Source organism: Rahnella sp. BIGb0236, assembly GCF_004364755.1.
GTDB classification, from domain to species: Bacteria; Pseudomonadota; Gammaproteobacteria; order Enterobacterales; family Enterobacteriaceae; genus Rahnella; species Rahnella victoriana.
Map to the genome: position 1 here is coordinate 429,821 of NZ_SOAO01000001.1, position 23,496 is coordinate 453,316.

Genomic DNA, 23,496 nt, shown 5'->3' on the forward strand with positions numbered 1-23,496 from the left:
TCAGCCTCCCTGTGCCTGAAGTTGTCCTTCGAACGGGATCTGATCATCCATGCGCATCTGGCACATAGCGATCACTTCCTCCTCACCCGGATTGCGTTTGAGATGCTCGGCAAAGCGTTTCACTTCCTGCAACATCGACAGGGTTTGTGTCTCGCTGAGGATATACCCCAGACGCGCGCAGATGCCGCTCACCGCCTGCCTGCCGGAGTGTTTGCCAAGCACCAGATTAAATTCCCGTCCGACCAGCGAGGGATCGATGCCCTGATAACTGCGCGGATCGCGCAGCAGTGCCGCCACATGCAAACCGGATTCGTGAGTGAAAACCTGCCCGCCAACCAGCGGATGCTGCAGGTCAATAGTTCTCCCCGCCGCTGCTGCGACGATGCGGCACAACTCCGGCAGTTCGGTGAAATCGATACCACAGTCGAGATGCAGGCAACGGTCAAGTGACAACGTCACACTTTCCAGCGCCGCATTGCCCGCCCGTTCGCCGAGTCCGAGCACCGTGGTGTTCACATGCGTCGCACCCGCCCTGACCGCCGCCAGTGTATTGGCAGTGGCCATGCCCAGATCGTTATGCGCATGCATTTCCAGTTCGCCGTGCCAGTGCCGGCGCAGCGCCGAAACGCGTGCAAAGGTGCTGAACGGATCGAGAATACCCAGCGTATCGGCAAACCGCATCCGCTCAATGCCCAGATCTGCCGCGACTTCCGCCAGCATTTGCAGGGTTTCATCGGCAGAACGCGAAGCATCCTCGCATCCCAGACTGACCCGCATACCCAGACGCCGCGCCAGTTGTACCAGCGGTTTAAGTGAGGCAATCACCGCAGGCCATGGCTGATGAAGTTTCTGCTCGCGCAGCAAATCGGATGCCGGAACCGAGATATCCACCCAGTTCATACCCACCCGCGCGGAGTCGTGAATTTCTGCTGCATTCATCCGGCACCATGACATCATCACCGTGTCCGGCAGTTGTCGGCGCAAAATTGCCAGCCGTACACACTCTTCTTCACCCATCGCCGGGGTCCCCGCTTCCAGCTCGCGGACCCCGGCATTCACCAGCGCCCGGGCGATGTCCAGTTTTTCACTGGCCCGAAATGCCACTCCCGGACTTTGTTCGCCATCGCGCAAGGTGGTGTCGTTGATTGTGACCGCCAGTGGCCTGTTGCCGGCACCGGTCTGTGTCGCTTCTGAAGCCGCCATCGCTGCCTCCTGTTTCAGCCGTAGGTCGGCGCAAACAGGCCGCCCTGCGCAATTTGCGGTTTATCCTGCTGCCAGTAAGGTGACAGCGTGCGCAGGCGGGCCACGATGTCCGGCATCTGTTCAATCGTCCATTCAATTTCCCTTTCGCGGGTAAAACGGGACAGGGAGAAACGGATACTGCCGTGCGCGGCGGTGTAAGGAATATTCATGGCGCGCATCACGTGCGACGGTTCGAGCGAACCCGACGTACAGGCACTGCCGCTGGAAGCGGCAATACCGCAATGGTTGAGCAACAGCAGAATGGCTTCACCTTCGATGTATTCGAAGGCGATATTGACGGTATTCGGCGTGCGCGGCTGGTTCGCGCCCATCAGCAGGGTGTGAGGAATGCAGGTCAGCAGGCCAGTCTCCAGCTGGTCACGCATTTCCTGTACTGAAGCCATCATGGGCAGATGCACGTCCGCCAGTTCACAGGCCGCCCCCATGCCGACAATTCCGGCAATATTCTCAGTTCCTGCGCGGCGTCCGCGTTCCTGATGACCGCCGCGCACCAGCGGACGAAAGCGGGTATTGCGTCGCAGATACAGACAGCCGCAGCCCTTCGGCCCGTGAATTTTATGCGCCGAGCACGACAGCATATCGATATCGGTGGCACGCAGTGAAATCGGGATTTTGCCCACCGCCTGCACCGCGTCGCAGTGGAACAGAATGCCGCGTTCATGCGCAGCGGTGGCCATTTCGGCGACAGGAAACAGCACGCCGGTTTCGTTGTTGGCCCACATCATAGTGACCAGTGCGACGTTTTCACTGAGCGCATCGTAATAATGGGCGGTATCCAGCGCACCTTCCCCGGTGACACCAATGCGGTGGATCATATAACCCTGACGTTCAAGATGTTCGCACACGGCCAGGGTGGCCGGGTGTTCCACGGCGGTGGTGATAATTTCGCGGCGCTCCGGTGCCAGCGCAATGGCCGAGTAAATGGCCGTCGACGTGGCTTCGGTGGCGCAGGAGGTGAAAATAATTTCGCTGGTGTAAGCCGCGCCCAGCAGGCTCGCCACCTGTTCGCGGGCGCGTTCGAGGCCCGCCCGGCACGGCTCACCGAAATCATGAATCGAGGAGGGATTGCCGTAATAGTCGCGCAGATACGGCATCATCGCTTCCAGCACCATCGGGTCAATACGGGTGGTGGCGTTGTTATCCAGATACACATTTTTCATTGTCTGTTCCTCATTACCGGGCGGATGTCGTTCTGTTGTGCGCACCAGGTGGCACAGACTAGGCGGCGCAAACTACACGCATATAACGGCCCATGCGTTCAACCAGTTTTTGTTGCAGCCAGGCCAGCGTCATGTCAGTCATCATGCAGCCACTGCAACTGCCGGAAAGCGCCACGGTGACGTCCTGTCCTTCGACACGCACCAGCGACATATCACCGCCGTCGGCCCTGATGTGCGGGCGCAAAGACGCCACCACTTCTTCCACCGCCAGCCAGTTTTCATCCCTGACGTTTGCCGCCACCGGTATTTTCTCCGGATGCTCTTTGATGATTTCGTCCAGACACAACTCGATTTTTTCGTGACATGAGGTGCAACCGCCGCCGGCTTTGGTGTAATTGATCACCTCCTCAAGCGTGGTCAGACCGTTGGCGAGCACCGCGCGGCGGATTTGTGCTTCATCGACGGCAAAACATTTGCAGATAAGCGCCCCTTCTTCGTGATCTTCATCCGGCGCTTCCCCCCGGTAATGATTGATGGCAGCACGCAGTGCTTCCTGTCCCATCACTGAACAGTGCATTTTTTCCGGTGGAAGACCGTCGAGATAGTCAGCAATTTGCTGATTGCTCACCTGCTGCGCCTGTGTGAGGCTGCGGCCGATAATCAGTTCTGTCAGCGCCGACGATGACGCAATGGCGCTACCGCAGCCAAAGGTCTGGAATCCGGCATCCAGAATAATTTCCGTCTCAGGATCCACTTTCAGCATCAGACGCAGTGCGTCGCCGCAGCTCAGTGAACCCACATCACCGATGGCGTTCGCTTCATCCACGACTTTGGCGTTACGCGGATTAAAAAAATGCTCTTTCACTTTCTCTGAATAATTCCACATATCTTTAACCCCTTTGATTAACCCAGTTCGGGTGATGTCGTACAGTTGCCACTTTCGCACTGACAGGCGGATACCGCAGGCAACACCACCCGAATTCCGGCGCGGCTGTTCTGCTCACCGGCAGACAACGTGGCGTTTTGTAACAGCGTCCAGTGCAGGGGATCGGCCAGCAGACGTAAGCCGTTGATCATTTCCACGTGGTCACGCGGCTGAAAGGCCGCGCTCCAGTGCAGCCCGACTTTCCAGCCACCGCACGGGTCACCGCCTAATGTCATGCGCAGTCCCCCCCCTTGCGGGGACAGTTGTCGTTGTAACGCCAGTAAACGGTCAAAAACGGCGGGTTCAATTACCATCATGTGTCGCCTTCTGTACGGGTTTCTTATTACTGAGCAATTGTGATGCCAGTCACATTATTAGCCTTATATCAATCACATAGGCCCTGCTGCTGCACGTAATTCCCACAACGATGTCGCGATGTTTGTCAGGTTTGTCATACAGATGACACAAGCTTACGGACGGTCTTCCTCCTGCCACTCTTCCCCCGCCATCAGTTTGTCGAAGCGGCCGGGATCACGGTTGCGCCGCGTCACCTGACGTTCTGCCGCAGACCAGTGTTGCTGTGTTTGTTTGAGCAGATGTGCGATGTCGGTGTCTTGCGGCACTTTGATCGCCCGCACGCCAATTTCCAGCAACTGACGGAACACTGAATCGCCAATCGCCAGGCAATAGAGCGTCACGCAGTCCTCCAGCGCCGCCATCCGGCTGGCTATTTTTTCCTGCTGATGGCCGGATTCAGCGCTGAACTCCGCTACCCGCAGCAGTTGCACCTGATCCTGCTTCACGCCGTACACCACCAGCCGCGTGGTGGCACCGAAATGCTGGTCAACGTGGTGATAATCGGAACTGGCGAATGCCACCTGCATCGGCCACTGCGTGGCACTGACGGTGTCGAGATAACGGTTAGAGCGCCTCATGGCTGACCTCCGCTTCCGGGTTCAGGCAGAACGCCTGTTTGAGCGGTGAGTGATACGCCGCCAGCATGTGATGACGTTCCTGTATCAGGTTGGCGAGTTCGAACAAGGTGTCGCGAATGCCCGCGTAGCCCTGTCGCACGCGGCGGAACTCCCCGAGGCGGTCGTAAAGCGGGAACCCGGCACGCACCAGCGCAATGCCGTTTTTTTCCGCCAGCGGTGCGGCGTGGGAATTCGCTACCAGCATTGACACCCGCTGGCTGTCGAGCCGGGTTTGTAAATCTTCCAGATCGCCGATCACCACCTGTCCGACCGGCAGCCCGGCCAGAGACTGCTGATTCACCGGCGCAATCACCGGCCCGACACGCATCCCCTGGCTCTGCGCGAAATCGCACCACGCCACCAGCAAATCGGCTTCTGCCGCCAGCGCAATCCGCTGTGATTGCAGCCAGCTGTGGCAGTCGATCATCGCGTCCAGCAGTTGGCCGCGCTGACGCTCAATCCATGCCGGGACCTCGCGGCCTGACACCTGATGCAGATGGCGGATCAGGCTGTCGACGTTTTCCAGTGTCATCAGGTGCGGCAGGTTCAGCGCCATGCCCCGGCTGCGCATTGCCATCAGACTGGCGGCGCAGTTAAGCGAACTGCCGATAGTGATGGTGGTCAGGCTCTGTCCCATTTGTTCAATCTGGCGTTGCGACGTGCCGCCCTGTGTGACCGGATGGAAATCACCATTCGCCAGATGCCCGTCCAGCGACTGCGATAAATCCGGCAGGAACACCGGTTGCAGGCCGAAGGCTTCGACATAGCTGCGCAGTAATTCCACATCCCCCGGCGTCAGCAGATGGCTGACAAGCAGGTTCACGCGCTTGTTACGCATACCGGCCGGCGGTTTTTCCGGCACCCACTGAGTGATCACGCTTTCCATCAGCGCGCTGTAGCCGTTTTCCAGCGAGCCGTAAAAATCCGGCGTGTTAACGGTCAGAATGGCGATAGCGTTAAAACGCGGTTCTTTGTCGCGAAACTCACGCAGCGCCATCGACAAATCACTGCCCTGCGCTTCCGACAGTCCGGTGCTCAGGATCACAATGGCTTTCGGATTACTGCGCTGGCACAGGGTGGTCAGCGCAGTAATGACGTTGCCGTCCGAGCCCATAATGGTGGTGGTCGATTCCATTGCCGTGGACTGCAACGGGATCGGATCATGAAAGTGCTGGATAAAGAATACTTTGGCAAAAGCGCTGCAACCTTGTGCACCGTGAACCAGCGGGATGCAATTTTCCAGCCCCTGACTGGCCAGGATCGCCCCGAGGGGTTGCCCGCTTTTAACAGGCGTGGTGGCAAGCGGCTTGGTATTACGCAGAATTTGGGCCATACACAGTCTCCGAAACAATGAGTCAAAACAGCGCTGACAGCCGGTCAGTTCAGCGCCACGGTGCCAGACGGTTGACCTGCGCCCAGACAGGGCTTTCCAGGGTGATACACAACTGTTCTGCCAGATTTATCAGGCCGTGATAACCGGCAAAGGCATGCTCGCGCTCCTGATTGATATCCAGAAACGGCAGGCGGGCTTTGTAGGCGGTATACATGTTGCGTCCCCCGGCGATCATGATGTCGCCGCCGAAACGATAGAGGGTATCGAGCAGGGTTCTGGCATTGCCTTCGTCCAGCATCAGCACATCTTCGCCCATCAGTTCGCGAATACGCTGTTTGTCCTCTTCAGTCGATTTTCGGGTGCCGGTCGCCACCACCGTGATACCTAAATCCTGTAACGCCGAAACCACCGACCAGGATTTCACCCCTCCGGTATACAGCAGCGCCTTGCGTCCGCTGAGCCTTGCTCGGTAAGGCGCGAGCGCTAGATTTGTCGCCGCCTCCTCGCGCTCAATCAGACGCTCCGTACGTGCCTGTAAATCCGGGTCGTTGAGCAACGCGGCGAGAGTGCGCAGGGAATCGGCCATTGAACGCAGACCGTAAAAACTGCCTTCAAACCAGGGGATCTGATAACGCTCTTCCATTTTGCGGGCGACGTTGATCAGCGCCCGCGAGCACACCAGCATGTTGGCTTCGCCACGATGCATGGTCTGGATTTCGGCAAATCGGGAATCACCGGAGAGGCTGCACAACACGCGGATCCCGAGTTCATCCAGGAGCGGCAGAACGTGCCAGAATTCACCGGCAATATTGAATTCGCCAATCAGGCTGATGCTGTGACGATGCCCGGCGGGGATCGGTGAGTTTACCGGCCACGGTGCGGGTTCGCGCTGGCCGATGACTTTTTTGACCATCACGTCCCCGGCAATGCGGTTACCGAGGTTTTTGCTGCCGTAGAAACCGGCGGCATCGACGGCAATGACCGGCACCCCGGCGGCGGCCGATGCGGCGCGGCATACGGCTTCGACGTCATCCCCTTCCATCGCCGGTACGCAGGTGTTGTAAATAAACACCGCCGCCGGATGGTAATGACTGACAATGTGCTGCACGGCGTGAAACAGGCGGCGCTCGCCGCGCCCCATGATCACATCCTGCTCGCTCATGTCGGTGGTAAAGCCCATGCGGTTGATGGCGGGGCCGGAGCTGCGGCTGCCACGGTTATCCCACGAACTGCCGGTACAGCCGATAGGGCCGTGAACCAGATGCGCGACATCCGCTACCGGCAGCAGCGCAATCTGTGCGCCGTCGAACGCACAGCCGCCCGCCGTTGCGCCCGGTTTCGGCAGGCTGCAACCCGACTTCTGCTTGTGGTTATGCTCACAGGCTGGCTCATCAATCAGTGCCAGAATCTCTTTTGCCTTCATCGCAACCTCGTCATGACAGATAAGTATCAGGCTGAATGTTGCAAGGAGCAGGCCAGTGGGTTACACACTGTTTTTTAAGGTGATTTTTTTGTCGTATTTATGACAAAGGACACAAAGAAAACAAAGGAGGCAACGGATGTCGGGGGCGCAGACCACGCCCCGTAAAGGAATGTTAACTGAACAGACGGTTTTCCAGCGGATTGCTTTTGCCTAAACGGCGCGCCAGCCACGGCGGCATGTTTTCGGTCAGCATGCGTTGCAGCGCGTCAAGCTGTGAGGCAATGCTGACGCCGGGCAGCACTTTGACCGGATGGATATTGTGGCGGATGATCCGCGCCGCCGCCGGGCCGCCAATGGCTTCACAGAACAGCAGATGACAGTCGTTGATCAGCCGCGCGCGGGTTTCATTCGACTCTTCTCCGTCCGGTGAAACCGGTGTACGGCGCAGCGCCATCAGATACGGCCCGTCGCTGTCGAACGCATAGATGAAAAACAGATGCGACTGCCCGAAATGGCCGTTGACCGTGATGCCATCCAGAGATGAAAAAGCGACCCTTAGCTGCTGTGGCTGGCGGCAGTTTTCAGTCGGACTCAGATGCGGTGGCAATTGCCCTTGCAGGCAACTCATCAGCGACTGCCAGCGGCTGATCGTCACTTTTCCGGCGTCACCCGGAAATGTCGCCTCCAGTTCTTCGAGGCTCATGGCCTGCAAATGCACCAGCCCGATATTGTCATCATTTTCACGGCTACCCTGTGTCAGCCAGACCAGAATCTCCGGCGGTGGGATTTCCGGGAATAATTGCACCACGGCGAATAAACGCCAGAACAGCAGATCGTCTTTTGACATCGGATTCACTCCTCTCACAGTTCTGAACGGGTTGCCCGCAGGCTGACGGGAAACGCCGGAATGCCCGGCTGAGGTGCCACGTAATACGCTTTCCCTCCTTCCAGACAGACACGTCCGCCCCACATCTGCGGATGGTTATGCTCCAGTTCTACTACTCTGGCCTCCATATCCTGTTTCGCGATATAGCAATAAAGACTGTCATTACGCAGCCGGAAAATAACCATCGGCATAAGCCCCTCCCGGCGCCACGCGCCCTGGCGGTAAAAAGAAGTGCCCCGACACGGTTTGGTGACGGGGCGGGGGTTTTAGCGGATCAGGTCGAAGCTGTAGTCGGTTTTGCCAAGCTTCATGGTTTCGCGATCAAGCTGTTCGAGCACCGCATTCACCAGTTGCGTCAGAATGCTCATCGCCCCTTCGTATCCCCAGGTGGTCTGACGGTGCAAATGATGCCGGTCGAAAATCGGGAAACCGATGCGGATCAGCGGCACTTCAAACTGCTCACCTTTGGCCAGCGTGTCGCGCTGAATGAATTTTCCGTAAGAGTTGCCGATCATAAAGTCCGGTTTACGGGTAAACATCAGCGAGCGGAAATGCCACAGATCGCAGTTCACATACACATCGCTGTCCTGTCCGTAAGGCGAATCAGCCAGCATTTTCTTCATGGCTTTCTGCCAGCGCTTGTTGCCGTTATGGCTGAGAATGGTGGTCGGTTCACAGCCCAGTTCCAGCAGGAATGCGGTCATGCCCATCACAAAATCCGGGTCACCGTACAAACCGAAACGCTTGCCGTGCAGCCAGGTGTGGGAATCGAGCATCATATCCACCAGACGGCCACGTTCAGTCGCCAGCGCGTCAGCTATCGGTTTACCAGTCAGTTCGCTTACCGTCATCAGCAAGGCATCGGTCGCCGCCAGGCCAATCGGCACACTGACTTCGGTGCCCGGCTGATGCCAGTCGCCCTGCACCACTTTTTTGGTTTTTTGCAATTGCCACGGTTGCAGCAGCAAGGTGTCGATGGCATCCGGGGCATCGCGCATTTCAGTTTGCGTGGTGCCACCGGCATACATGCGGTAATGACCGTCAGCCGGGGTGTCCAGCACTTCCGACGGATCGGACAAGACGCTGCATTCGACCCCCATCTGCGCCATCATGCGGTGAATCACCCGGTAGTTGCCGAGATAGGTTTCAAAACCCGTTACTACGTTCAGTTTGGCGAGTTTGCCCGGCTGATATTCCCTTGTGGCGTCGGTGGTAAAGGTGCGTGCAAAACCTTCGAACATGTTGTCCCAGCCGGTGACGTGACTGCCCAAAAAGCTCGGCGTATGTGCATACGGGACAGGCATACCGGCATCCACAAATCCGTCTTTTTTGGCGTTAGCGATGAAGGCCTGCAAGTCATCGCCGATCACTTCCGCCATACAGGTGGTGGAGACGGCAATAATGTCCGGCTTATACAGCGCGCTGGCGTTTTCCAGACCGGTATTCATGTTGTTATTTCCGCCGAAAACAGCAGCATCTTCGGTCATAGAGTCGGAAACACAGGCCACCGGCTCTTTGAAGTGACGGTTAAAATAGGTCCGGAAATACGCCACGCAGCCTTGTGAACCGTGAACATACGGCAACGTGTTAGCAAAGCCCAGTGCGCAAAGCACCGCACCTAACGGCTGGCAGGCTTTCGCAGGGTCAACGGTCAGCGCTTCACGCGAGAAGTTCAGATTCTGATATTCCTGCGTGGTGGTCCATTCAAACACTTCCCGCACTTTCGCCTCATCGTGTGCTTCTTCCAGCGCGCGTTTGTTGGCGAACATACTCTGGTATTCATCCTGCCCGAACAGCGGGAAACAGGATTTTGGGGTGCCAAGATCTTGACTCATGTTTCTCTCCTTCCGTGCCACAAATCTGTGAACTGACGGAATGTTTGTCGTCTCTGTCAGGCCGATTTCAACCAGGGGGCGGTAAGCTGACTCCAGCCCGGGTTGTTCAGCGTCATGTCCATGTCACGGGCAAAAATGCCGAAACCGTCGTAGCCGTGATAAGGACCGGAATAATCCCAGGAGTGCATCTGGCGGAACGGCACGCCCATTTTCTGGAAGATGTATTTTTCTTTGATGCCTGACCCGACAAGATCCGGTTTCAGCGCTTTCACGAACGCTTCCAGTTCATAACTGCTCAGATCATCGAACAGCAAGGTGCCTTCTTTGAGCATCGGCAAGGTGCGGTCATAGTCATCGTTATGGCCAAATTCATAGCCTGTACCGATGATTTCCATCCCCAGGTCTTCATACGCCCCGATGATGTGGCGCGGACGTAACCCGCCGAGATACAGCAGCACTTTTTTCCCTTCCAGGCGCGGGCGGTATTTGTCGATCACCGACTGCGTTTGCGCCTGATATTTTTCGATCACCGCTTCGGCGTTTTTCTGAATGGTTTCATCAAAACGCGTCGCGATTTCGCGCAAAGATTCGGCAATTTTGGTCGGGCCAAAGAAGTTGTATTCCATCCACGGAATGCCGTGTTTTTCTTCCATATGACGGGAGATGTAGTTCATCGAGCGATAGCAGTGCACCAGATTGAGCGCGACTTTCGGGGTGTTTTCCATCTCTACCAATGTGCCGTCACCAGACCACTGCGCTACCACGCGCAATCCCATTTCTTCAAGCAGAATACGTGAGGCCCAGGCGTCACCGCCGATGTTGTAGTCGCCGATAATCGCCACGTCGTAAGGCGTGGTTTCAAATTCATTGCCTTCGCGGTTATCCAGCACCCAGTCGCGGATGACATCGTTAGCAATGTGATGGCCGAGCGACTGCGACACACCGCGGAACCCCTCGCAGCGTACCGGCACGACCGGCTTGCCGATTTTGGCGCTGCTGGCTTTGGCGACGGCAGAAATGTCATCGCCGATCAGACCGACCGGACATTCCGACTGTACCGAAATGCCTTTGGTCAGCGGGAACAACATCTCCAGTTCGTCGATCAATTTGTCGAGCTTTTTATCGCCGCCAAATACGATGTCCCGTTCTTGAAAATCGCTGGTGAAATTGAGGGTGCCGAAGCTGTTCACGCCGCTCCAGCCGGTGTAATAATTACGGCGTCCGGCACGGGAATACTGTCCGCAACCAACCGGGCCGTGGGAGATATGTGCCATGTCTTTGATCGGGCCAAAGACCACGCCTTTGGACCCGGCGTAAGCGCAGCCTCGCACGGTCATCACGCCCGGCTGTGATTTGCGGTTTGAGACAATACATTTGCCGACAGATTCCATCGCCGGGTCGGTGGTCATCATGTGTTTCTTACGATCTTTAAGCGCCTTCTCGGGGAAGATCTCCAGCACTTCCTGGATCAACGCCTCGTTACGTTCGCGTGTTTCACTGGTCATAAAGACTCCGCTGATTGCCTGAAAAGGTGCACATTCCCGCAGGTCTGTGCATCTCTGGATAAAGGGGAAGAAATCACGCCTCTTCGGCGGCGGTTCGACCCACGATGGTCAGGTCTTCTTCTTCCATAATGCCGAATTCCATTAACAGGGCTTCCAGCTCGTCCATGGTGACCGGTGTCGGCACCACCATTTTGGTGTTGTTGACGATTTTGTTCGCCAGTGTGCGGTACTGATCGGCCTGTGCGCAGGTCGGGTCATATTCGATGACCGTCATGCGGCGAATTTCAGCGCGCTGCACGATATTGTCGCGTGGCACGAAGTGGATCATTTGCGTGCCGAGTTTTTCAGCCAGCGCGATGATCAGTTCATCTTCGCGATCTGTCTGGCGGGAGTTACAGATCAGCCCGGCCAGACGAACTTTGCCCGATTTCGCGTATTTCACGATGCCTTTGGAAATGTTGTTGGCGGCATACATCGCCATCATTTCACCGGAGCACACGATGTAGATTTCCTGCGCTTTGTTTTCACGAATTGGCATCGCGAAACCGCCACACACCACATCGCCCAATACGTCGTAAAACACAAAATCCAGATCCGGTACATACGCGCCTTCTTCTTCGAGGAAGTTGATGGCGGTAATCACCCCGCGACCGGCACAACCTACACCGGGTTCCGGACCGCCTGATTCCGCACAGCGCACACCGCCGTAGCCGATTTGCATCACATCTTCCAGCTCCAGATCTTCCACGGAGCCCACTTCGGCAGCCATTTCCATAATCGTATTCTGTGCTTTCGCATGCAGAATGAGGCGGGTTGAGTCAGCTTTAGGATCACAGCCGACGATCATGACCTTTTTGTTCATTTCGGCCAGAGCCGCTACAAGGTTTTGGGTGGTGGTGGATTTCCCAATACCCCCTTTCCCGTAGATTGCACATTGACGCATTGCCATTGTTTTCTCTCCTGTAGTGTCCAGTTGACATACAGGCTATTGCAGTGTTTGTACCACCATGCCAAAGCTGTAAACACATTGAAAAATATGCGTTTTAAATTTAATGAGCTGGAAATGTTAGAAGCAGAGAAAACAATCTGCGTACAGATTGTTATAAAACAAACAAACCGATGGCGGGTTTCGGGAGAAATTAGCGGCCTGGCTGCCCCAGAAAAGCATAAAAGCCACGCAAACATCGCGTGGCTTTTATGCTTTTTAGAAACTCACCTTTTACTTGATGATCAGTTTTCCAGCTGGTAGGTCAGCGTGATTTCCGCTTTCAGTACCTGCGAAACCGGGCATCCCGCTTTGGCTTTTTTGATGATTTCATCAAACTTGTCTTTGTCGATCCCCGGCAGCTTCACTTTGCTGTCGAGCGCGATTTTGGTGATCGCGAAGCCGCCATCCACTTTATCCAGTGAAACATCTGCGACCGTATCGATACTTTCCGGCGTGTGTCCCGCTTCGCCCAACATCAGGGAGAGCGCCATAGAGAAGCAGGCGGAGTGCGCCGCGCCAATCAGTTCTTCCGGGTTGGTGCCGGGTTTGCCTTCAAATCGGGTGTTGAATCCATACGGCTGATCTTTCAGGGCACCGCTTTCAGAAGAGATGTAACCTTTCCCGTGTTTAATATCGCCTTCCCAGTGCGCCTGTCCTTTCTTATGAATGGTCATGTTTTCCTCCGGTTTGTATTACATTGATATTAAGTATAGCTTCTCATCAGTGAACCGCGAGGATGGCCGGGCTATGCGGCCTGCACGACCCCTTTCCCAAAATTAGAAACCCATTGAAAACAGAGGAAATAAAAGATGTTTAAACCGCAAGATCTCGTTCAGTCAAAAACCGGCGGCCCGAAGATGTTGGTACTGCGTGTTGAAGGTGACACCTTGTGGTGCGCCCGCGCAGACGATTTCTCCCAAAAGGAAATCGAAGTCCCTGCGGATTCCGTCGATCTCTATCATGAAGACGGTGATTTTGGCGTGTGCTGATCGCCGCATCGTTTACCTGTCAGGCTGCTACGGCGGCCTTTTTTGTTTCCCCTCGATTGCCACGCCTCTTTATATGAATTAATATGCGTTATTAATAGATAATAATTCATAATGAGTGATGATAAATGGACGCCGTTATCCCGGTAGAAAAGCAGTTCCAGGCTTATAATCAACACGATCTGGCTGCCTTTGTGGCCTGCTACAGTGACGACTTTGTCGCATACCGAATGCCAAATTTGTCGCCTTCACTGGAAGGTAAAGCAGCGCTCGAAATGTTTTATAAAAACCACCGGTTCAACAATAAGGCGTTGCGCGCTGAACTGGTTTCACGCACCGTCCTGGGCAACAAAGTCTTCGATCATGAAATGATTTACGGGATTTATGACCAGCCGGTGAACAGCATCGCTGTATTTGAAGTGGAAAATGGGCTGATTAAAACGGCGTGGTTCTACTTTGAATAAACATGCAGTTTCACGCGACTTAAATTATTCACCGGTAATGATTGATTATCTGTAATCATAATTTCCAATTATGTAAACTTCTGAATATAGTAGTCGGAATTAACTGAGAATAATCGGATGAAGGAACCGGCCATAATGAATAAGCATTTTGCGTGTCTGTCAGTGTTTCTGGCTGCGGCCTTTTTAACAGGGTGCGCGCAACCAACGGCCAGGACCGCTGAGCAGGACCCGTCAGCGCTTAACAACCGTTGCTACACTGAGTTCAAAGCGCTTCAAACGCTGGATAAACAGGCTTTCAGTGTTTATAAGCAACAATTTAGTCAGCTCAATGAGGCGTACGCCGTTTACAAAACCAATGCCTCGCTGATTAACAAAGATTCCAAAGAGATGTTTGCGCTTGAATTAAAAGATAAGCAGACACTCATTTGTGCCCGTGTGAAAAGCGCCGTATTCAATAACATGAATCAGCGTTCGCAGATGTTGAACGATATCTGATAAAATCTCACATTGAATCCTGAGATTATAAAATCTCAGGATTCAATGATAGCCCTTTAATCCTGCCCGACTTACCAGCCCTTCACCGCATCCCCGTGGTAAATTTCATCCGCCGCTTTGACTGTCGCGTCCGTATGATAAGCCTCAACCAGTTCCTTCACTGTCTGGCTGTCTTTGTTGTCTTCACGCGCCACGATGATGTTCACATACGGCGAATCTTTGTCTTCCACAAACAATCCGTTTTTGCCCGGCGTCAGCCCGACCTGGCCTGAATAGGTGGTGTTGATGATCGCCAGCTCGATTTTGTCGTCGTCGATGGCGCGGGTCAGTTGTGGCGCTTCGATTTCAACAATCTTCAGGTGTTTCGGGTTTTCGATGATATCCAGCGAAGTAGGCAGCAGGCCAACGCCGTCTTTCAGTTTGATCAGCCCGACTTTTTGCAGCAACAGCAGCGAACGCCCGAGATTGGTCGGATCATTTGGCACCGCCACCTGCGCGTTATCGCTTAACTGGTCGAGGGATTTAATTTTGCGGGAGTAACCGGCGATCGGATAAACGAAGGTTTTCCCCACTTCCACCAGTTTGTAGCCGCGCTCTTTGACTTGCTTATCCAGGTACGGACGATGCTGGAAAGAATTGACGTCGATATCGCCACTGCTCAGCGCAGAGTTAGGTAACACGAAATCGTTGAAGGTGACCACTTCGACATCGAGGTTGTATTTGTCTTTGGCGGTTTTCTTGATGGTTTCCCACATTTGCTGATCGATACCGGCACTGATACCGACCTTGATGTGATGCTCATTAGATTTTTGATCACAACCACTCAGCGCCAGTGCGCCAACCAGAGATAACGCCAGAACTGAAAGTTTTATTGCTATGCGCATACAGGTTTACTCTTTCCGTGAATAATGAAAACGTTGAAGTCGCTTCAACAAAGACCCCAGTGTTTCAAAGCACTACACGTTGAGCAAATACGAAAAAGAAATAACCTAATGAAAAAATGGCGTTATTTACCGGCACTATGCGAAAGAGAGAGTTTGATATCCAACAAAGCCCGCAATGCGCGGGCTTCAGAAGGACAAATATTGATATGTGGAAAGATTTCCTGATCGTCCGTCAGATCATTCTTTCGCCCCGTGCAGGGTGACCGGTTGCGGGCGCGACAGGAAAATCGTGATGCCCGCCAGCAGGGTCAGTACTCCTCCCAGCAAAAAGGCGCTGCTGACACCGGCGCTGTCCGCAAGGATCCCGCCAAACAGCGCGCCCAGCGCCAGTGACGTCTGAAACACACACACCAGCAGCGCCGAACCGGTTTCAAATAAGGCAGGCGACGCCTGATACGTCCAGATATTCAGACACACCGGCAGTGCGCCAAACGCGAGTCCCCACAAAATCACCAGCGCACTGGCCAGAGGCAACGGCACGTTAAACAGCGACAGCACCAGAACCGAGAGACTGAGCAGCAGCATGTTGAGCATAAAGGCCCGCTTCACACCGAATTCCCGCACGGTAATTTCAGTGGTGAGTGTGCCGATCAGCCCGGCGACGCCGTACCCCATCAGCAGCAGAGAAATATTGCTGGCAGAGAGTTGCAGGTTGAACCGCAGCCACGGCTCGAGGTAGGTGTAGGCCGCGAAATGGCCGCCCGCCATAAAGACGCCGATGATCAGCGCATAGCGGATCCCTGCCACTTTCGTGACGCCCAGCATGGCACGCAGGCCGATGGATTGCTGCGCCGGTAACGAAGGCAGCGCCAGCCATTGCAGGATGAAGAACACCAGCGCCAGCATGGCGTTAAGCGTAAACGCCATCCGCCAGCCGAACAGATCGCCGATAAAGGCGCCTGCCGGCACCCCCGCGACGGTGCCGACGGCCACGCCTGCGGTGATCAGCGAAATGGCGCGTGCGCCCTGCTCTTCCGCCACCAGCCGCCGCCCTGACGGAATGGCAAACGACCAGAAGCCGCCGACCCCGACGCCGAGAATAATGCGTCCGATCAGCAAAATGTTGAACGACTCCGCCATCACCGCAATCCCGTTTGCCAGGATCACCGTGGCTGAAAGCAGCAACAGCAAGGTACGGCGATCCATTTTTTTGGCGAACAGCATAATCAGGGGGGCGGAAATCGCCGCAATGATGCCGGGCAGCATGACCGCCAGCCCGGCGTGACCTTCGGTTACGCCCAGAGACTGCGCGATCGGCGAAAGCAAGCCGATCGGCAGAAATTCAGTATTAACCAGCACGAACGTGCCGCAAGCGAGTGAAAAGACCGCCAGCCAGCGGCGGAAAGCAGACGTGTCTGGCCGGGTGTCAGCTGATGTGCACTCAGTCATTTATTATCCTTATCCCCTTCATTCTTCAAATTGCAGATGCGTTGGCTGCACTTGCTCACCCGAATCACTTACTTTAGTAAGCTCATCGGGATTCACTCGCTTGCCGCCTTCCTGCAATTCGAATTATTTCGGGTATGTTGTTTTGTTATTAGAACGTAATAAACGTGATCACTATCACAGGGTCAAGGCATTTTCATAATGACTGTTAGGGTATTTCTTATCTGTCGGACGAATAAGCCAGTCCCCGCCTGCGATGCGGGCTACAGAGGCATCCGGCGCCGCAAACGAAAAAGGCACATACAGATAACGCCGATCAGAAAATCCTTCCACATTTAGGTATGTTGTAACTAAGTTGCTACGCAGTGAAGAAACCGGCCGTCAGGCCGGCAGCGATCATTTTGCGGGGAGTAATATCAGGAAATGTTAATGTGTTACCGATTTGGAACAGAGCTGAATAATGATGATGCCGATGGCGATACACGCCATGCCGATCAGCGCGGGCGTATCCAGCCGTTGTTTGTAGAAAAAGAATGACATGGCAGAGACCAGGAAAATCCCCATCCCCGCCCAGATAGCATAGGCGATACCGATATTCATCACTTTGACGACCTGAGAAAGGCCATAAAACGAGACTGAATACCCCACGACGACAATAATGCTCGGGATCAGGCGGGTAAATCCGTTGGAGGCTTTCATCATCGTGGTCGCCAGCGTTTCGGCGCAGATAGAAACGGCAAGGATGAGATATATTTTGAACATATGACCTTCTGAATATGAGATTTGAAAAATAAAGCTTTACCCCGCAGAGTCTTACATTAAATAGTCCTGACGGCAATCATGGTTGATTTTACTGTCTTCATAAAATAACCGAATACGAATTCCTCGAATCCCCCCAATTATTATGTCAGTGAGCCGTCATGACACAGGTGAACTTATCCCGTCCCTTAATTTCTTCTTTTATTGCGGACGCAATTTCAAGCAAATCTTTCTGAGTAGGCCGGATAAGATGTCGGCACGAAGTTTTTAACGTGGCGAAACTAATGACTATTTCATCGGCGACGAAAGATTTTATACTCTCCTCATTAGAAAAAGTGGGTGTTGACAATAGGAAGCTGGCAGCTATTGCAGAAGGCGCTGAAATCTACGGGCCTGAAGGGCTGCTGGATTCGATCCATCTGGTGGGTTTTATCGCAGAGATGGGCGAATGGCTGGAAGCCAGAAGCAATGCTTCTGAGAGCTTTTTCGATATCCTCGATGGCGATCTTTTCGAAAACTTCCGCAATATTCATCAGATTGAATCCCTGTTATTCCGGAGGTTTAGCGATGTCAGCTTTTCCTCCTGATAGCCAGTTTATTAGCGCAGAAAATATCGACGATATTCCTTATCAGCGTCTGGCTGACAAGGTTCCGACGCCGTTTTATGCCTACAGTGCCTCGCAAATAAAGGCAGACTTTGCAGCTTTAAAAAAATCACTTCCTGATGAGATTCATTATTTCTATTCGCTCAAAGCCAATCCCAATAAAACAATCGTTCAGTTGTTAAGCCGGGAAGGAACGGGTTGTGAAGTGTGTTCCCTGGCGGAACTGGAAACAGTAATACGTCAGGGGATCCCCGCGGGGGATATTATTTTTGTTGGTCCCGGTAAACATATTGCTGAATTAACCCAATGTTGTCGCATTGGTATTAAAGCTGTCGTCATCGAATCCATTGAAGAAATAAAGCTTCTTAATGATATCGCTGCCAGCATGGGCGTCATACAAACCATCGCCCTGCGTATCAATCCTGACTTTACTGGCGAAAAAGCCAAACTGGTGATGAGTGGCAAACCGCGGCAATTTGGCATAGATGAACAACTTTTGCCGCAGGCATTTGCCTGTGTCGGGCAGCAAAGCAATGTACGACTTGCAGGGATCCACATTTATCTCGGTACACGGATCCTCGACTGGCAGGCGCTGGCCAAAAATACGCTGAATATTCTGTCACTGGCTGAATCTTTGCAGGATATCTACAAGATTGATTTTGATTTTGTCGATGTCGGCGGCGGTTTCGGCGTCAGGTATTTCGATAAAGAAAAGCCGCTGGATATTGTTGCGCTGGGTGAGGCACTGGCTCCGGTTATCCACAATTATCATGACAAATTTCCGCGCTGTAAGATCATCGTCGAACTGGGCAGATACCTGATTGCCCGCGCAGGCATTTTTGTCACCCGCGTTAATTATCTCAAACCCTCACGTGATGAATGGTTCGCGGTATGTGATGGCGGAGCCAACTGTCACGGCAGTGCGGCAGGCATCAACTCGCTGATCCGGCGTAATTTCCCGATGGCCCGTCTGGGTGAAACCCCTGCCGGTACACAACATCGGTATCAGGTGACCGGCCCGCTGTGTACACCCACCGATTTATTAGGTGAAAAAACTGATGGAGAACTGCGCGGTGTATCGTCTCGCACGCCGTCAGGCGGGTTTTGATCCCGCACAAGGCACCGTCACGCTGATGTTGCACACGCAGGCCGGAGAAGAAAGAAAGAGACTGCTGCCACGCCTCAGACCGGCACTCACCGGATATCTGCGGGCGTTTATGGCGCTTTCCGACAATCTCAGTCAATCACCGGCCACCGATGCGGAGCAAAATGAGAAGAAGCAAGCCTACACACTGAAATGGGGAGTGGAGAAATATCTCAACCACTGCGGTTTATTTGGTTCGGCACAAGAATGCGCGGATCAGCTTGCCCGGCTCAGGCAGGAAGGCATCGATGAAGTTGCGTGCCTGATGGATTTTGGAATGCCTCAATCAAGTGTGGAACAAACGCTTCGTACACTTGCTACATTATTATGAAATCAAGGAATTATGATGAAAAAGACCCTCCTGGCGCTTACCCTGTTCGTCTGTGTCACCAGCAATTCTGCCTTCGCCGCAGACAAAACATTTCCCCTGGAAGCTTTTAGCGCAGTAGAAGCCAGACAGGGCATTAATCTCACCATTAAGTGTGCCGCGACACCGTCTATGGTGGTTTCCGGTTCGCAAGACTCGTTGAATAAATTGAAAGTCACCAATAACAGTCACGCGTTATTGTTGGTCAATGACGCCGCCGAAAATGATCGTTTTATCTCGCATACGCTGGATATCACCCTGTACACCAGCGGCCCGCTGAACAGCCTGGCCGGAAAAGCCGGTGTTAAAATAGCGGTGCCGGCCTGTGCGGTGGATCCTAAAACACTGGCCGTTTCCGGCAGCATGGGCACGGACATCCGGGCTGAAGGCAAAACGGCTGAGCTGAATCTGGATCTGGCCATGGGCGGGAGTTTTAACAAGAAGCCGCAGGATTTTACGGCGGAATCGGCTAACGTGCGCATGAGCATGGGCGCGGAATCTTCGCTGTGTCATATTCCCAAAATTCAGGGCACGCTGGCGGCAGGCGCACGCGTTTCCGTCAGCGCCTCTGCGCAGGTGGATACCGGCGCTGCCAGCTCGTTTGCCAGCGAGATTTCAAATTCCGGCTGCGCGTAATGACGGCTTAACGTCTGCCAGATAAACAAAGACCTGCCATCTGACCGGCAGGTCTTTTTGCGCAGAACAGGCACCATACGCCAGGCAATATACGCCGTCGTTTTCAATCAGCTGGTGATGTAACAGGCCGGTTTGTGCCTGATGCGCACCGGACACCTGCGCAATGCCGCAGTGTTGAGGGATGGCACAAAAACCGGCCAGCGACTGCGTAAGTCCGGTTCCCCGCGCTTTGAGCCAGGCTTCCTTCACACTCCACAACCGGGTAAACCGCAGCAGGTAATTGGCCTCATCTTCTGCCAGCCAGCGCTGTTCATCTGGGTGGAAAAACCGGCGGGCGATGGCTTTTTTCACCTCCACTTTGCCGCTGACTTTTTCCAGATCGACCCCGACCTCGGCCCCGCGACACAGCACTATCGCCGCCGATGTTCCGCTGTGGGATAAGTTAAAGTGCCACTGAGGAAAATCAGGCAGCCAGGGTTTACCCTCAGGGGTTCTTGCGATAATTAACTGCGTATCGGTCACCGGTAAGCAGCTCGTCAGTATCTGACGCAGCCAGCAATGCGCCTGCTGTCGCAGCAGTTTTCCCGACAGCGAAGGCGCAAAGTGACGGATCAGGCAAAATCCTTCGCCTGTCTTCAGTTCAGGGAGGGGATCACCGTGGTAAATTGAGGGTAACACGGCAACCGGTGCGATCATGGCGATTCTCCAGAGACAGATACCCGCCATGACTTTCAGCGATTTGCCGGCACAAAATCAGTCCGATGCCACTGCCGTTGGGTTTGGTGGTATAGAAAGGAACAAACAGGTTTTTGGGGTTGGTCAGCCCGACCCCCTGGTCAAGAATAGTCACAAACAGCCGCCCTTTTTCCTCTGACCATTCAATGCAAACCGGCGCCGTGGTATCGCTCATTGCCTCATCGGCATTTTTAATCAGGTTGATGAGCAACTGGTGGATTTGCACCCGGTCGACATCCACTATCAGCGGCGCGGGGCCTTTCAGGGTAATTTTACGGTGCGCGAACAACAGCGGCAGTTCCGCAATCAGGGCGGCGACATCAAGCGGTGCTTTAACGGGCGGCGCGAGCTTGCTTAGCTGGCGGTAACTGCTGACAAACGCGATAAGCTCTTTAGCCCGGCGGTTGATAAGATCGATACCTTCCGCAAAGCCCTCCGGCAGGTTTTCTGTATGGCGGCGATAGTGCTGCTGGAGCATCTGGCTGATAGAGGCAATCGGGCTCAGTGAATTGTTTATTTCATGGCTGATCACGCGCAGCAGATTTTGCCAGGCTTTTTGTTCTTCCTGACGCAGCATGTCATCAACGTCACTGACAAACAGCAACACGTTCTGGATCCCGTCAACCATGTAGGTATCACTGGACACTTTATAACGCCCCGGACGCCCTTCATGATGAGACTCCACCGGTTGTTCCCGGTTGGCATTTTGCAACAGCGTATCAAGTTGCCAGTGGCTGGATTTCTCGCCGATCAGCTTTTCCAGCGAGGTACCCAGCATCCGCGAGGCCGCATTGTTACACCAGACCAGCCGGTTATTGCCGTCAATCGCGAAAATGGCCACAGTGATATTGGAAATCACTTTTTGCAGCAGAAAATCCATTTCTCTTTGCTGCTGGCGGTGGCGTGATAACTGACCAGAAATCGCATTGATCTGTTCAATGACGCCTTCAAACACCCCTTCCCCGCTGGTCACACCGCGAAGGCTAAAATCTTCCTGCTCAACGGCTTCTAACAGGTTAGAAATCACATTGATTTTATAGAGAAGCTGCTGGAAAAAGTGATAGGAAAAATACACTAACGTGACGCACAGGATAAAGAGCGTGAGACATTTCAGGTAGAAAGACTGCTGCGGGAAACACCACAGCAGCAGATAGGCAACAACGCCCCCGAGCGGGGACAAACTGCACAGGATTAAATGACGCGTCTCAAAGGATCGAAAAAGTTTACTCATGACAGATTTTTAATTTATCCAGTCGTCGGTAAAAAGCGCTGCGACTCAGCCCTAACGATTCTGCCGCTTTCACTGCATTTCCGTCATAGTGACGCAGGCGTTGTAAAAGCACCGTTTCTTCCACTTCTGCCAGCGTGCCCGTCTCGAGTTGCGTCACCGGCTTATGCTGTAACGCATGACCCGTATTTTGCTCCTTCACCGGCAGTGGCAGGCAAAGATCCGCCAGGTCGATCGTATTATTACGGCAAAGCAATACACCTCGCTCAAGCAGATGACTCAGTTCGCGGATATTGCCCGGCCATGAATATTCATGCAGTCCTTGCCGCGCCATCGCCGATAATATCGGTTTAGGTTTATTGTACTTGCGGGCAAAGCGTTGCATGAAACGTTCGGCCAGCGGCTCAATATCTTCCTGCCGTTCACGTAGCGGCGGTAACGGAATTTGTATGACATTCAGCCGGTAAAGCAAATCCTGCCGGAATCTCCCTTCCACCACGGCTTTTTCAAGATCCGTATTGGTGGCCGCAATGATCCGGCATTGGGTGCTTTGTGTGCGCGATGAACCCACGCGTTCGAACTGCCGTTCTTCCAGGACGCGCAGTAATTTTACCTGCTGGGACAACGGCAAATTGCCAATTTCATCGAGGAATAATGTGCCTTTATCGGCCAGTTCAAAGCGGCCAATGCGGTTTTCCCGCGCATCGGTAAACGCGCCTTTCACATGTCCGAACATTTCACTTTCAAACAACTGCTCATTGATGCACCCCATGTTGACTTCAACAATGCTGTGATCACGGCGGGAGGATAACTGATGTATATAGCGGGCGAGCAGGCTTTTGCCGGTGCCATTTTCACCCAGGATCAGGATGCTGGTATCCGTAGCCGCCACCGTTTCAACCACGTTGATCAACTGTTTCATGGCCTGAGAACGGACAACCCATTCATTGCCCATGTCATCTTCAAGCGCCATTTTCAGCAGCTTATTTTCTTCTCTGAGGCAATTCCCGGAACGTCTTGCCTGACTCAATGCGATCTGTTGCTGAACAATGCTTAACAGGCGTTCGTTATCCCAGGGTTTCTGGATAAAATCCGCCGCGCCGGCCCGCATGGCGCTGACGATGATGTCAACGCTTCCCCAACCGGTCATTGCCACGGCAGGCAGGCAGTCATCAAATTTCTTTAACTCATCCAGCAGTTGCAAACCTTCCAGACCCGAGGTGGTGTCTTTCTGAAAGTTCATGTCCATCAACACCAGATCAAAGGGCTTTGCGGACAAATGTGACAATAAACGGTCAGCCTGCGTTTCCAGCGTCACGTCATACCCTTCCAGACGGAGCAGCATGTCAAGGCTGGTCAGAATGCCTGCATCATCATCAATAACAAGAATACGTTTTTTTTCGTTCATTAAAGCATCCGGCTTGTGCCGCCGCACCCGTCAGGCGCGGCGTCAAA

General features: G+C 53.9%; 26 protein-coding genes. 7 read left to right on the forward strand and 19 right to left on the reverse strand.

What is annotated here, in order from left to right:
* The 13 genes from nifV to EDF78_RS01925 all read right to left on the reverse strand — a co-directional run bounded on the left by nifV (position 1) and on the right by EDF78_RS01925 (position 12,966).
* A complete protein-coding gene (gene nifV / locus EDF78_RS01865; RefSeq protein ID WP_119825856.1) occupies positions 1-1,203 on the reverse strand; it encodes a homocitrate synthase in 1,203 nt (400 codons plus the stop codon).
* Positions 1,204-1,217: 14 nt separating this feature from the next.
* Positions 1,218-2,423 (reverse strand): cysteine desulfurase NifS, encoded by a 1,206-nt coding sequence (nifS, locus tag EDF78_RS01870; protein ID WP_119825854.1) that lies wholly within the window; start codon positions 2,421-2,423, stop codon positions 1,218-1,220.
* 58 nt (positions 2,424-2,481) lie between these two features.
* Positions 2,482-3,309, reverse strand: a complete 828-nt coding sequence (nifU, locus tag EDF78_RS01875) for a Fe-S cluster assembly protein NifU (protein WP_119825851.1) — start codon at positions 3,307-3,309, stop codon at positions 2,482-2,484.
* A 17-nt stretch (positions 3,310-3,326) separates the two neighbouring features.
* Positions 3,327-3,665, reverse strand: coding sequence for a hypothetical protein (locus EDF78_RS01880; protein WP_119825849.1), 339 nt, complete (start codon positions 3,663-3,665; stop codon positions 3,327-3,329).
* A gap of 153 nt (positions 3,666-3,818) precedes the next feature.
* Positions 3,819-4,283, reverse strand: coding sequence for a NifB/NifX family molybdenum-iron cluster-binding protein (locus tag EDF78_RS01885; RefSeq protein ID WP_119825847.1), 465 nt, complete (start codon positions 4,281-4,283; stop codon positions 3,819-3,821).
* Positions 4,270-5,655, reverse strand: a complete 1,386-nt coding sequence (nifN, locus tag EDF78_RS01890; protein ID WP_119825845.1) for a nitrogenase iron-molybdenum cofactor biosynthesis protein NifN — start codon at positions 5,653-5,655, stop codon at positions 4,270-4,272. Before nifN ends, EDF78_RS01885 begins: the two co-directional genes overlap by 14 nt.
* A 49-nt stretch (positions 5,656-5,704) precedes the next feature.
* Complete coding sequence (gene nifE / locus EDF78_RS01895) at positions 5,705-7,078, reverse strand: nitrogenase iron-molybdenum cofactor biosynthesis protein NifE (RefSeq protein ID WP_119825843.1); 1,374 nt, start codon at positions 7,076-7,078, stop codon at positions 5,705-5,707.
* Between the two features lie 172 nt (positions 7,079-7,250).
* Complete coding sequence (locus EDF78_RS01900; RefSeq protein ID WP_133822384.1) at positions 7,251-7,925, reverse strand: NifB/NifX family molybdenum-iron cluster-binding protein; 675 nt, start codon at positions 7,923-7,925, stop codon at positions 7,251-7,253.
* Positions 7,926-7,939: 14 nt separating this feature from the next.
* Positions 7,940-8,155 carry a putative nitrogen fixation protein NifT gene (nifT, locus tag EDF78_RS01905; protein WP_119825839.1) on the reverse strand — a complete coding sequence of 72 codons (216 nt, stop codon included), beginning with the start codon at positions 8,153-8,155 and terminating at the stop codon, positions 7,940-7,942.
* A 75-nt stretch (positions 8,156-8,230) separates the two neighbouring features.
* Complete coding sequence (gene nifK, locus EDF78_RS01910) at positions 8,231-9,799, reverse strand: nitrogenase molybdenum-iron protein subunit beta (protein WP_133822385.1); 1,569 nt, start codon at positions 9,797-9,799, stop codon at positions 8,231-8,233.
* Between the two features lie 56 nt (positions 9,800-9,855).
* A complete protein-coding gene (nifD, locus tag EDF78_RS01915; RefSeq protein ID WP_133822386.1) occupies positions 9,856-11,304 on the reverse strand; it encodes a nitrogenase molybdenum-iron protein alpha chain in 1,449 nt (482 codons plus the stop codon).
* A gap of 73 nt (positions 11,305-11,377) precedes the next feature.
* On the reverse strand, positions 11,378-12,253 hold the full coding sequence (gene nifH / locus EDF78_RS01920; protein WP_133822387.1) for a nitrogenase iron protein: 876 nt from the start codon (positions 12,251-12,253) through the stop codon (positions 11,378-11,380).
* A 281-nt stretch (positions 12,254-12,534) separates the two neighbouring features.
* Positions 12,535-12,966: an OsmC family protein gene (locus tag EDF78_RS01925; protein ID WP_095925364.1), complete on the reverse strand. Its 432-nt coding sequence runs from the start codon at positions 12,964-12,966 to the stop codon at positions 12,535-12,537.
* 135 nt (positions 12,967-13,101) lie between these two features.
* Between EDF78_RS01925 and EDF78_RS01930 the strand changes: the two genes are divergently transcribed.
* From EDF78_RS01930 to EDF78_RS01940, 3 genes are all read left to right on the forward strand, one after another.
* Positions 13,102-13,281: a DUF2158 domain-containing protein gene (locus EDF78_RS01930; RefSeq protein WP_095925365.1), complete on the forward strand. Its 180-nt coding sequence runs from the start codon at positions 13,102-13,104 to the stop codon at positions 13,279-13,281.
* Between the two features lie 125 nt (positions 13,282-13,406).
* On the forward strand, positions 13,407-13,742 hold the full coding sequence (locus EDF78_RS01935; protein ID WP_095925366.1) for a nuclear transport factor 2 family protein: 336 nt from the start codon (positions 13,407-13,409) through the stop codon (positions 13,740-13,742).
* Positions 13,743-13,877: 135 nt separating this feature from the next.
* Positions 13,878-14,237 carry a hypothetical protein gene (locus tag EDF78_RS01940; protein ID WP_131694344.1) on the forward strand — a complete coding sequence of 120 codons (360 nt, stop codon included), beginning with the start codon at positions 13,878-13,880 and terminating at the stop codon, positions 14,235-14,237.
* 71 nt (positions 14,238-14,308) lie between these two features.
* On the opposite strand, the gene metQ is transcribed toward EDF78_RS01940, so the two are convergent.
* From metQ to EDF78_RS01955, 3 genes are all read right to left on the reverse strand, one after another.
* Positions 14,309-15,121 carry a methionine ABC transporter substrate-binding lipoprotein MetQ gene (gene metQ, locus EDF78_RS01945; protein WP_095925368.1) on the reverse strand — a complete coding sequence of 271 codons (813 nt, stop codon included), beginning with the start codon at positions 15,119-15,121 and terminating at the stop codon, positions 14,309-14,311.
* A gap of 237 nt (positions 15,122-15,358) precedes the next feature.
* Positions 15,359-16,570: an MFS transporter gene (locus EDF78_RS01950; protein ID WP_133822388.1), complete on the reverse strand. Its 1,212-nt coding sequence runs from the start codon at positions 16,568-16,570 to the stop codon at positions 15,359-15,361.
* A gap of 423 nt (positions 16,571-16,993) precedes the next feature.
* Complete coding sequence (locus EDF78_RS01955; RefSeq protein ID WP_095925370.1) at positions 16,994-17,329, reverse strand: multidrug efflux SMR transporter; 336 nt, start codon at positions 17,327-17,329, stop codon at positions 16,994-16,996.
* Between the two features lie 281 nt (positions 17,330-17,610).
* Here EDF78_RS01955 and EDF78_RS01960 point away from each other — a divergent pair, with 281 nt between their 5' ends.
* From EDF78_RS01960 to EDF78_RS01975, 4 genes are read left to right on the forward strand one after another with little or no spacing between them, the layout of a single operon-like run.
* Positions 17,611-17,913 carry a hypothetical protein gene (locus EDF78_RS01960; protein ID WP_095925371.1) on the forward strand — a complete coding sequence of 101 codons (303 nt, stop codon included), beginning with the start codon at positions 17,611-17,613 and terminating at the stop codon, positions 17,911-17,913.
* Positions 17,894-19,039, forward strand: a complete 1,146-nt coding sequence (locus EDF78_RS01965; protein ID WP_243839407.1) for a diaminopimelate decarboxylase — start codon at positions 17,894-17,896, stop codon at positions 19,037-19,039. Before EDF78_RS01960 ends, EDF78_RS01965 begins: the two co-directional genes overlap by 20 nt.
* Positions 19,005-19,406: an LLM class flavin-dependent oxidoreductase gene (locus EDF78_RS01970; protein ID WP_242675622.1), complete on the forward strand. Its 402-nt coding sequence runs from the start codon at positions 19,005-19,007 to the stop codon at positions 19,404-19,406. The genes EDF78_RS01965 and EDF78_RS01970 overlap by 35 nt, the downstream gene beginning before the upstream one ends.
* 15 nt (positions 19,407-19,421) lie before the next feature.
* A complete protein-coding gene (locus tag EDF78_RS01975) occupies positions 19,422-20,078 on the forward strand; it encodes a DUF2807 domain-containing protein (protein ID WP_095925389.1) in 657 nt (218 codons plus the stop codon).
* Here EDF78_RS01975 and EDF78_RS01980 read toward each other — a convergent pair.
* Genes EDF78_RS01980 through EDF78_RS01990 form a run of 3 tightly spaced genes read right to left on the reverse strand, consistent with a single transcriptional unit; the run spans position 20,058 to position 23,449 of the window.
* Positions 20,058-20,774, reverse strand: a complete 717-nt coding sequence (locus EDF78_RS01980) for a 4'-phosphopantetheinyl transferase superfamily protein (protein ID WP_133822389.1) — start codon at positions 20,772-20,774, stop codon at positions 20,058-20,060. The genes EDF78_RS01975 and EDF78_RS01980 overlap by 21 nt on opposite strands.
* Positions 20,731-22,044 carry an ATP-binding protein gene (locus tag EDF78_RS01985; protein ID WP_133822390.1) on the reverse strand — a complete coding sequence of 438 codons (1,314 nt, stop codon included), beginning with the start codon at positions 22,042-22,044 and terminating at the stop codon, positions 20,731-20,733. The genes EDF78_RS01980 and EDF78_RS01985 overlap by 44 nt, the downstream gene beginning before the upstream one ends.
* A complete protein-coding gene (locus tag EDF78_RS01990; RefSeq protein ID WP_095925392.1) occupies positions 22,037-23,449 on the reverse strand; it encodes a sigma-54 dependent transcriptional regulator in 1,413 nt (470 codons plus the stop codon). The genes EDF78_RS01985 and EDF78_RS01990 overlap by 8 nt, the downstream gene beginning before the upstream one ends.
* Positions 23,450-23,496 lie beyond the last annotated feature (47 nt).

Coding starts and splice junctions, on each gene's coding strand:
- nifV (WP_119825856.1), bottom strand. CDS start 1,203: ATGGCGGCTTCAGAAGCGACACAGACCGGTGCCGGCAACAGGCCACTG.
- nifS (WP_119825854.1), bottom strand. CDS start 2,423: ATGAAAAATGTGTATCTGGATAACAACGCCACCACCCGTATTGACCCG.
- nifU (WP_119825851.1), bottom strand. CDS start 3,309: ATGTGGAATTATTCAGAGAAAGTGAAAGAGCATTTTTTTAATCCGCGT.
- EDF78_RS01880 (WP_119825849.1), bottom strand. CDS start 3,665: ATGATGGTAATTGAACCCGCCGTTTTTGACCGTTTACTGGCGTTACAA.
- EDF78_RS01885 (WP_119825847.1), bottom strand. CDS start 4,283: ATGAGGCGCTCTAACCGTTATCTCGACACCGTCAGTGCCACGCAGTGG.
- nifN (WP_119825845.1), bottom strand. CDS start 5,655: ATGGCCCAAATTCTGCGTAATACCAAGCCGCTTGCCACCACGCCTGTT.
- nifE (WP_119825843.1), bottom strand. CDS start 7,078: ATGAAGGCAAAAGAGATTCTGGCACTGATTGATGAGCCAGCCTGTGAG.
- EDF78_RS01900 (WP_133822384.1), bottom strand. CDS start 7,925: ATGTCAAAAGACGATCTGCTGTTCTGGCGTTTATTCGCCGTGGTGCAA.
- nifT (WP_119825839.1), bottom strand. CDS start 8,155: ATGCCGATGGTTATTTTCCGGCTGCGTAATGACAGTCTTTATTGCTAT.
- nifK (WP_133822385.1), bottom strand. CDS start 9,799: ATGAGTCAAGATCTTGGCACCCCAAAATCCTGTTTCCCGCTGTTCGGG.
- nifD (WP_133822386.1), bottom strand. CDS start 11,304: ATGACCAGTGAAACACGCGAACGTAACGAGGCGTTGATCCAGGAAGTG.
- nifH (WP_133822387.1), bottom strand. CDS start 12,253: ATGGCAATGCGTCAATGTGCAATCTACGGGAAAGGGGGTATTGGGAAA.
- EDF78_RS01925 (WP_095925364.1), bottom strand. CDS start 12,966: ATGACCATTCATAAGAAAGGACAGGCGCACTGGGAAGGCGATATTAAA.
- EDF78_RS01930 (WP_095925365.1), top strand. CDS start 13,102: ATGTTTAAACCGCAAGATCTCGTTCAGTCAAAAACCGGCGGCCCGAAG.
- EDF78_RS01935 (WP_095925366.1), top strand. CDS start 13,407: ATGGACGCCGTTATCCCGGTAGAAAAGCAGTTCCAGGCTTATAATCAA.
- EDF78_RS01940 (WP_131694344.1), top strand. CDS start 13,878: ATGAATAAGCATTTTGCGTGTCTGTCAGTGTTTCTGGCTGCGGCCTTT.
- metQ (WP_095925368.1), bottom strand. CDS start 15,121: ATGCGCATAGCAATAAAACTTTCAGTTCTGGCGTTATCTCTGGTTGGC.
- EDF78_RS01950 (WP_133822388.1), bottom strand. CDS start 16,570: ATGACTGAGTGCACATCAGCTGACACCCGGCCAGACACGTCTGCTTTC.
- EDF78_RS01955 (WP_095925370.1), bottom strand. CDS start 17,329: ATGTTCAAAATATATCTCATCCTTGCCGTTTCTATCTGCGCCGAAACG.
- EDF78_RS01960 (WP_095925371.1), top strand. CDS start 17,611: ATGACTATTTCATCGGCGACGAAAGATTTTATACTCTCCTCATTAGAA.
- EDF78_RS01965 (WP_243839407.1), top strand. CDS start 17,894: ATGTCAGCTTTTCCTCCTGATAGCCAGTTTATTAGCGCAGAAAATATC.
- EDF78_RS01975 (WP_095925389.1), top strand. CDS start 19,422: ATGAAAAAGACCCTCCTGGCGCTTACCCTGTTCGTCTGTGTCACCAGC.
- EDF78_RS01980 (WP_133822389.1), bottom strand. CDS start 20,774: ATGATCGCACCGGTTGCCGTGTTACCCTCAATTTACCACGGTGATCCC.
- EDF78_RS01985 (WP_133822390.1), bottom strand. CDS start 22,044: ATGAGTAAACTTTTTCGATCCTTTGAGACGCGTCATTTAATCCTGTGC.
- EDF78_RS01990 (WP_095925392.1), bottom strand. CDS start 23,449: ATGAACGAAAAAAAACGTATTCTTGTTATTGATGATGATGCAGGCATT.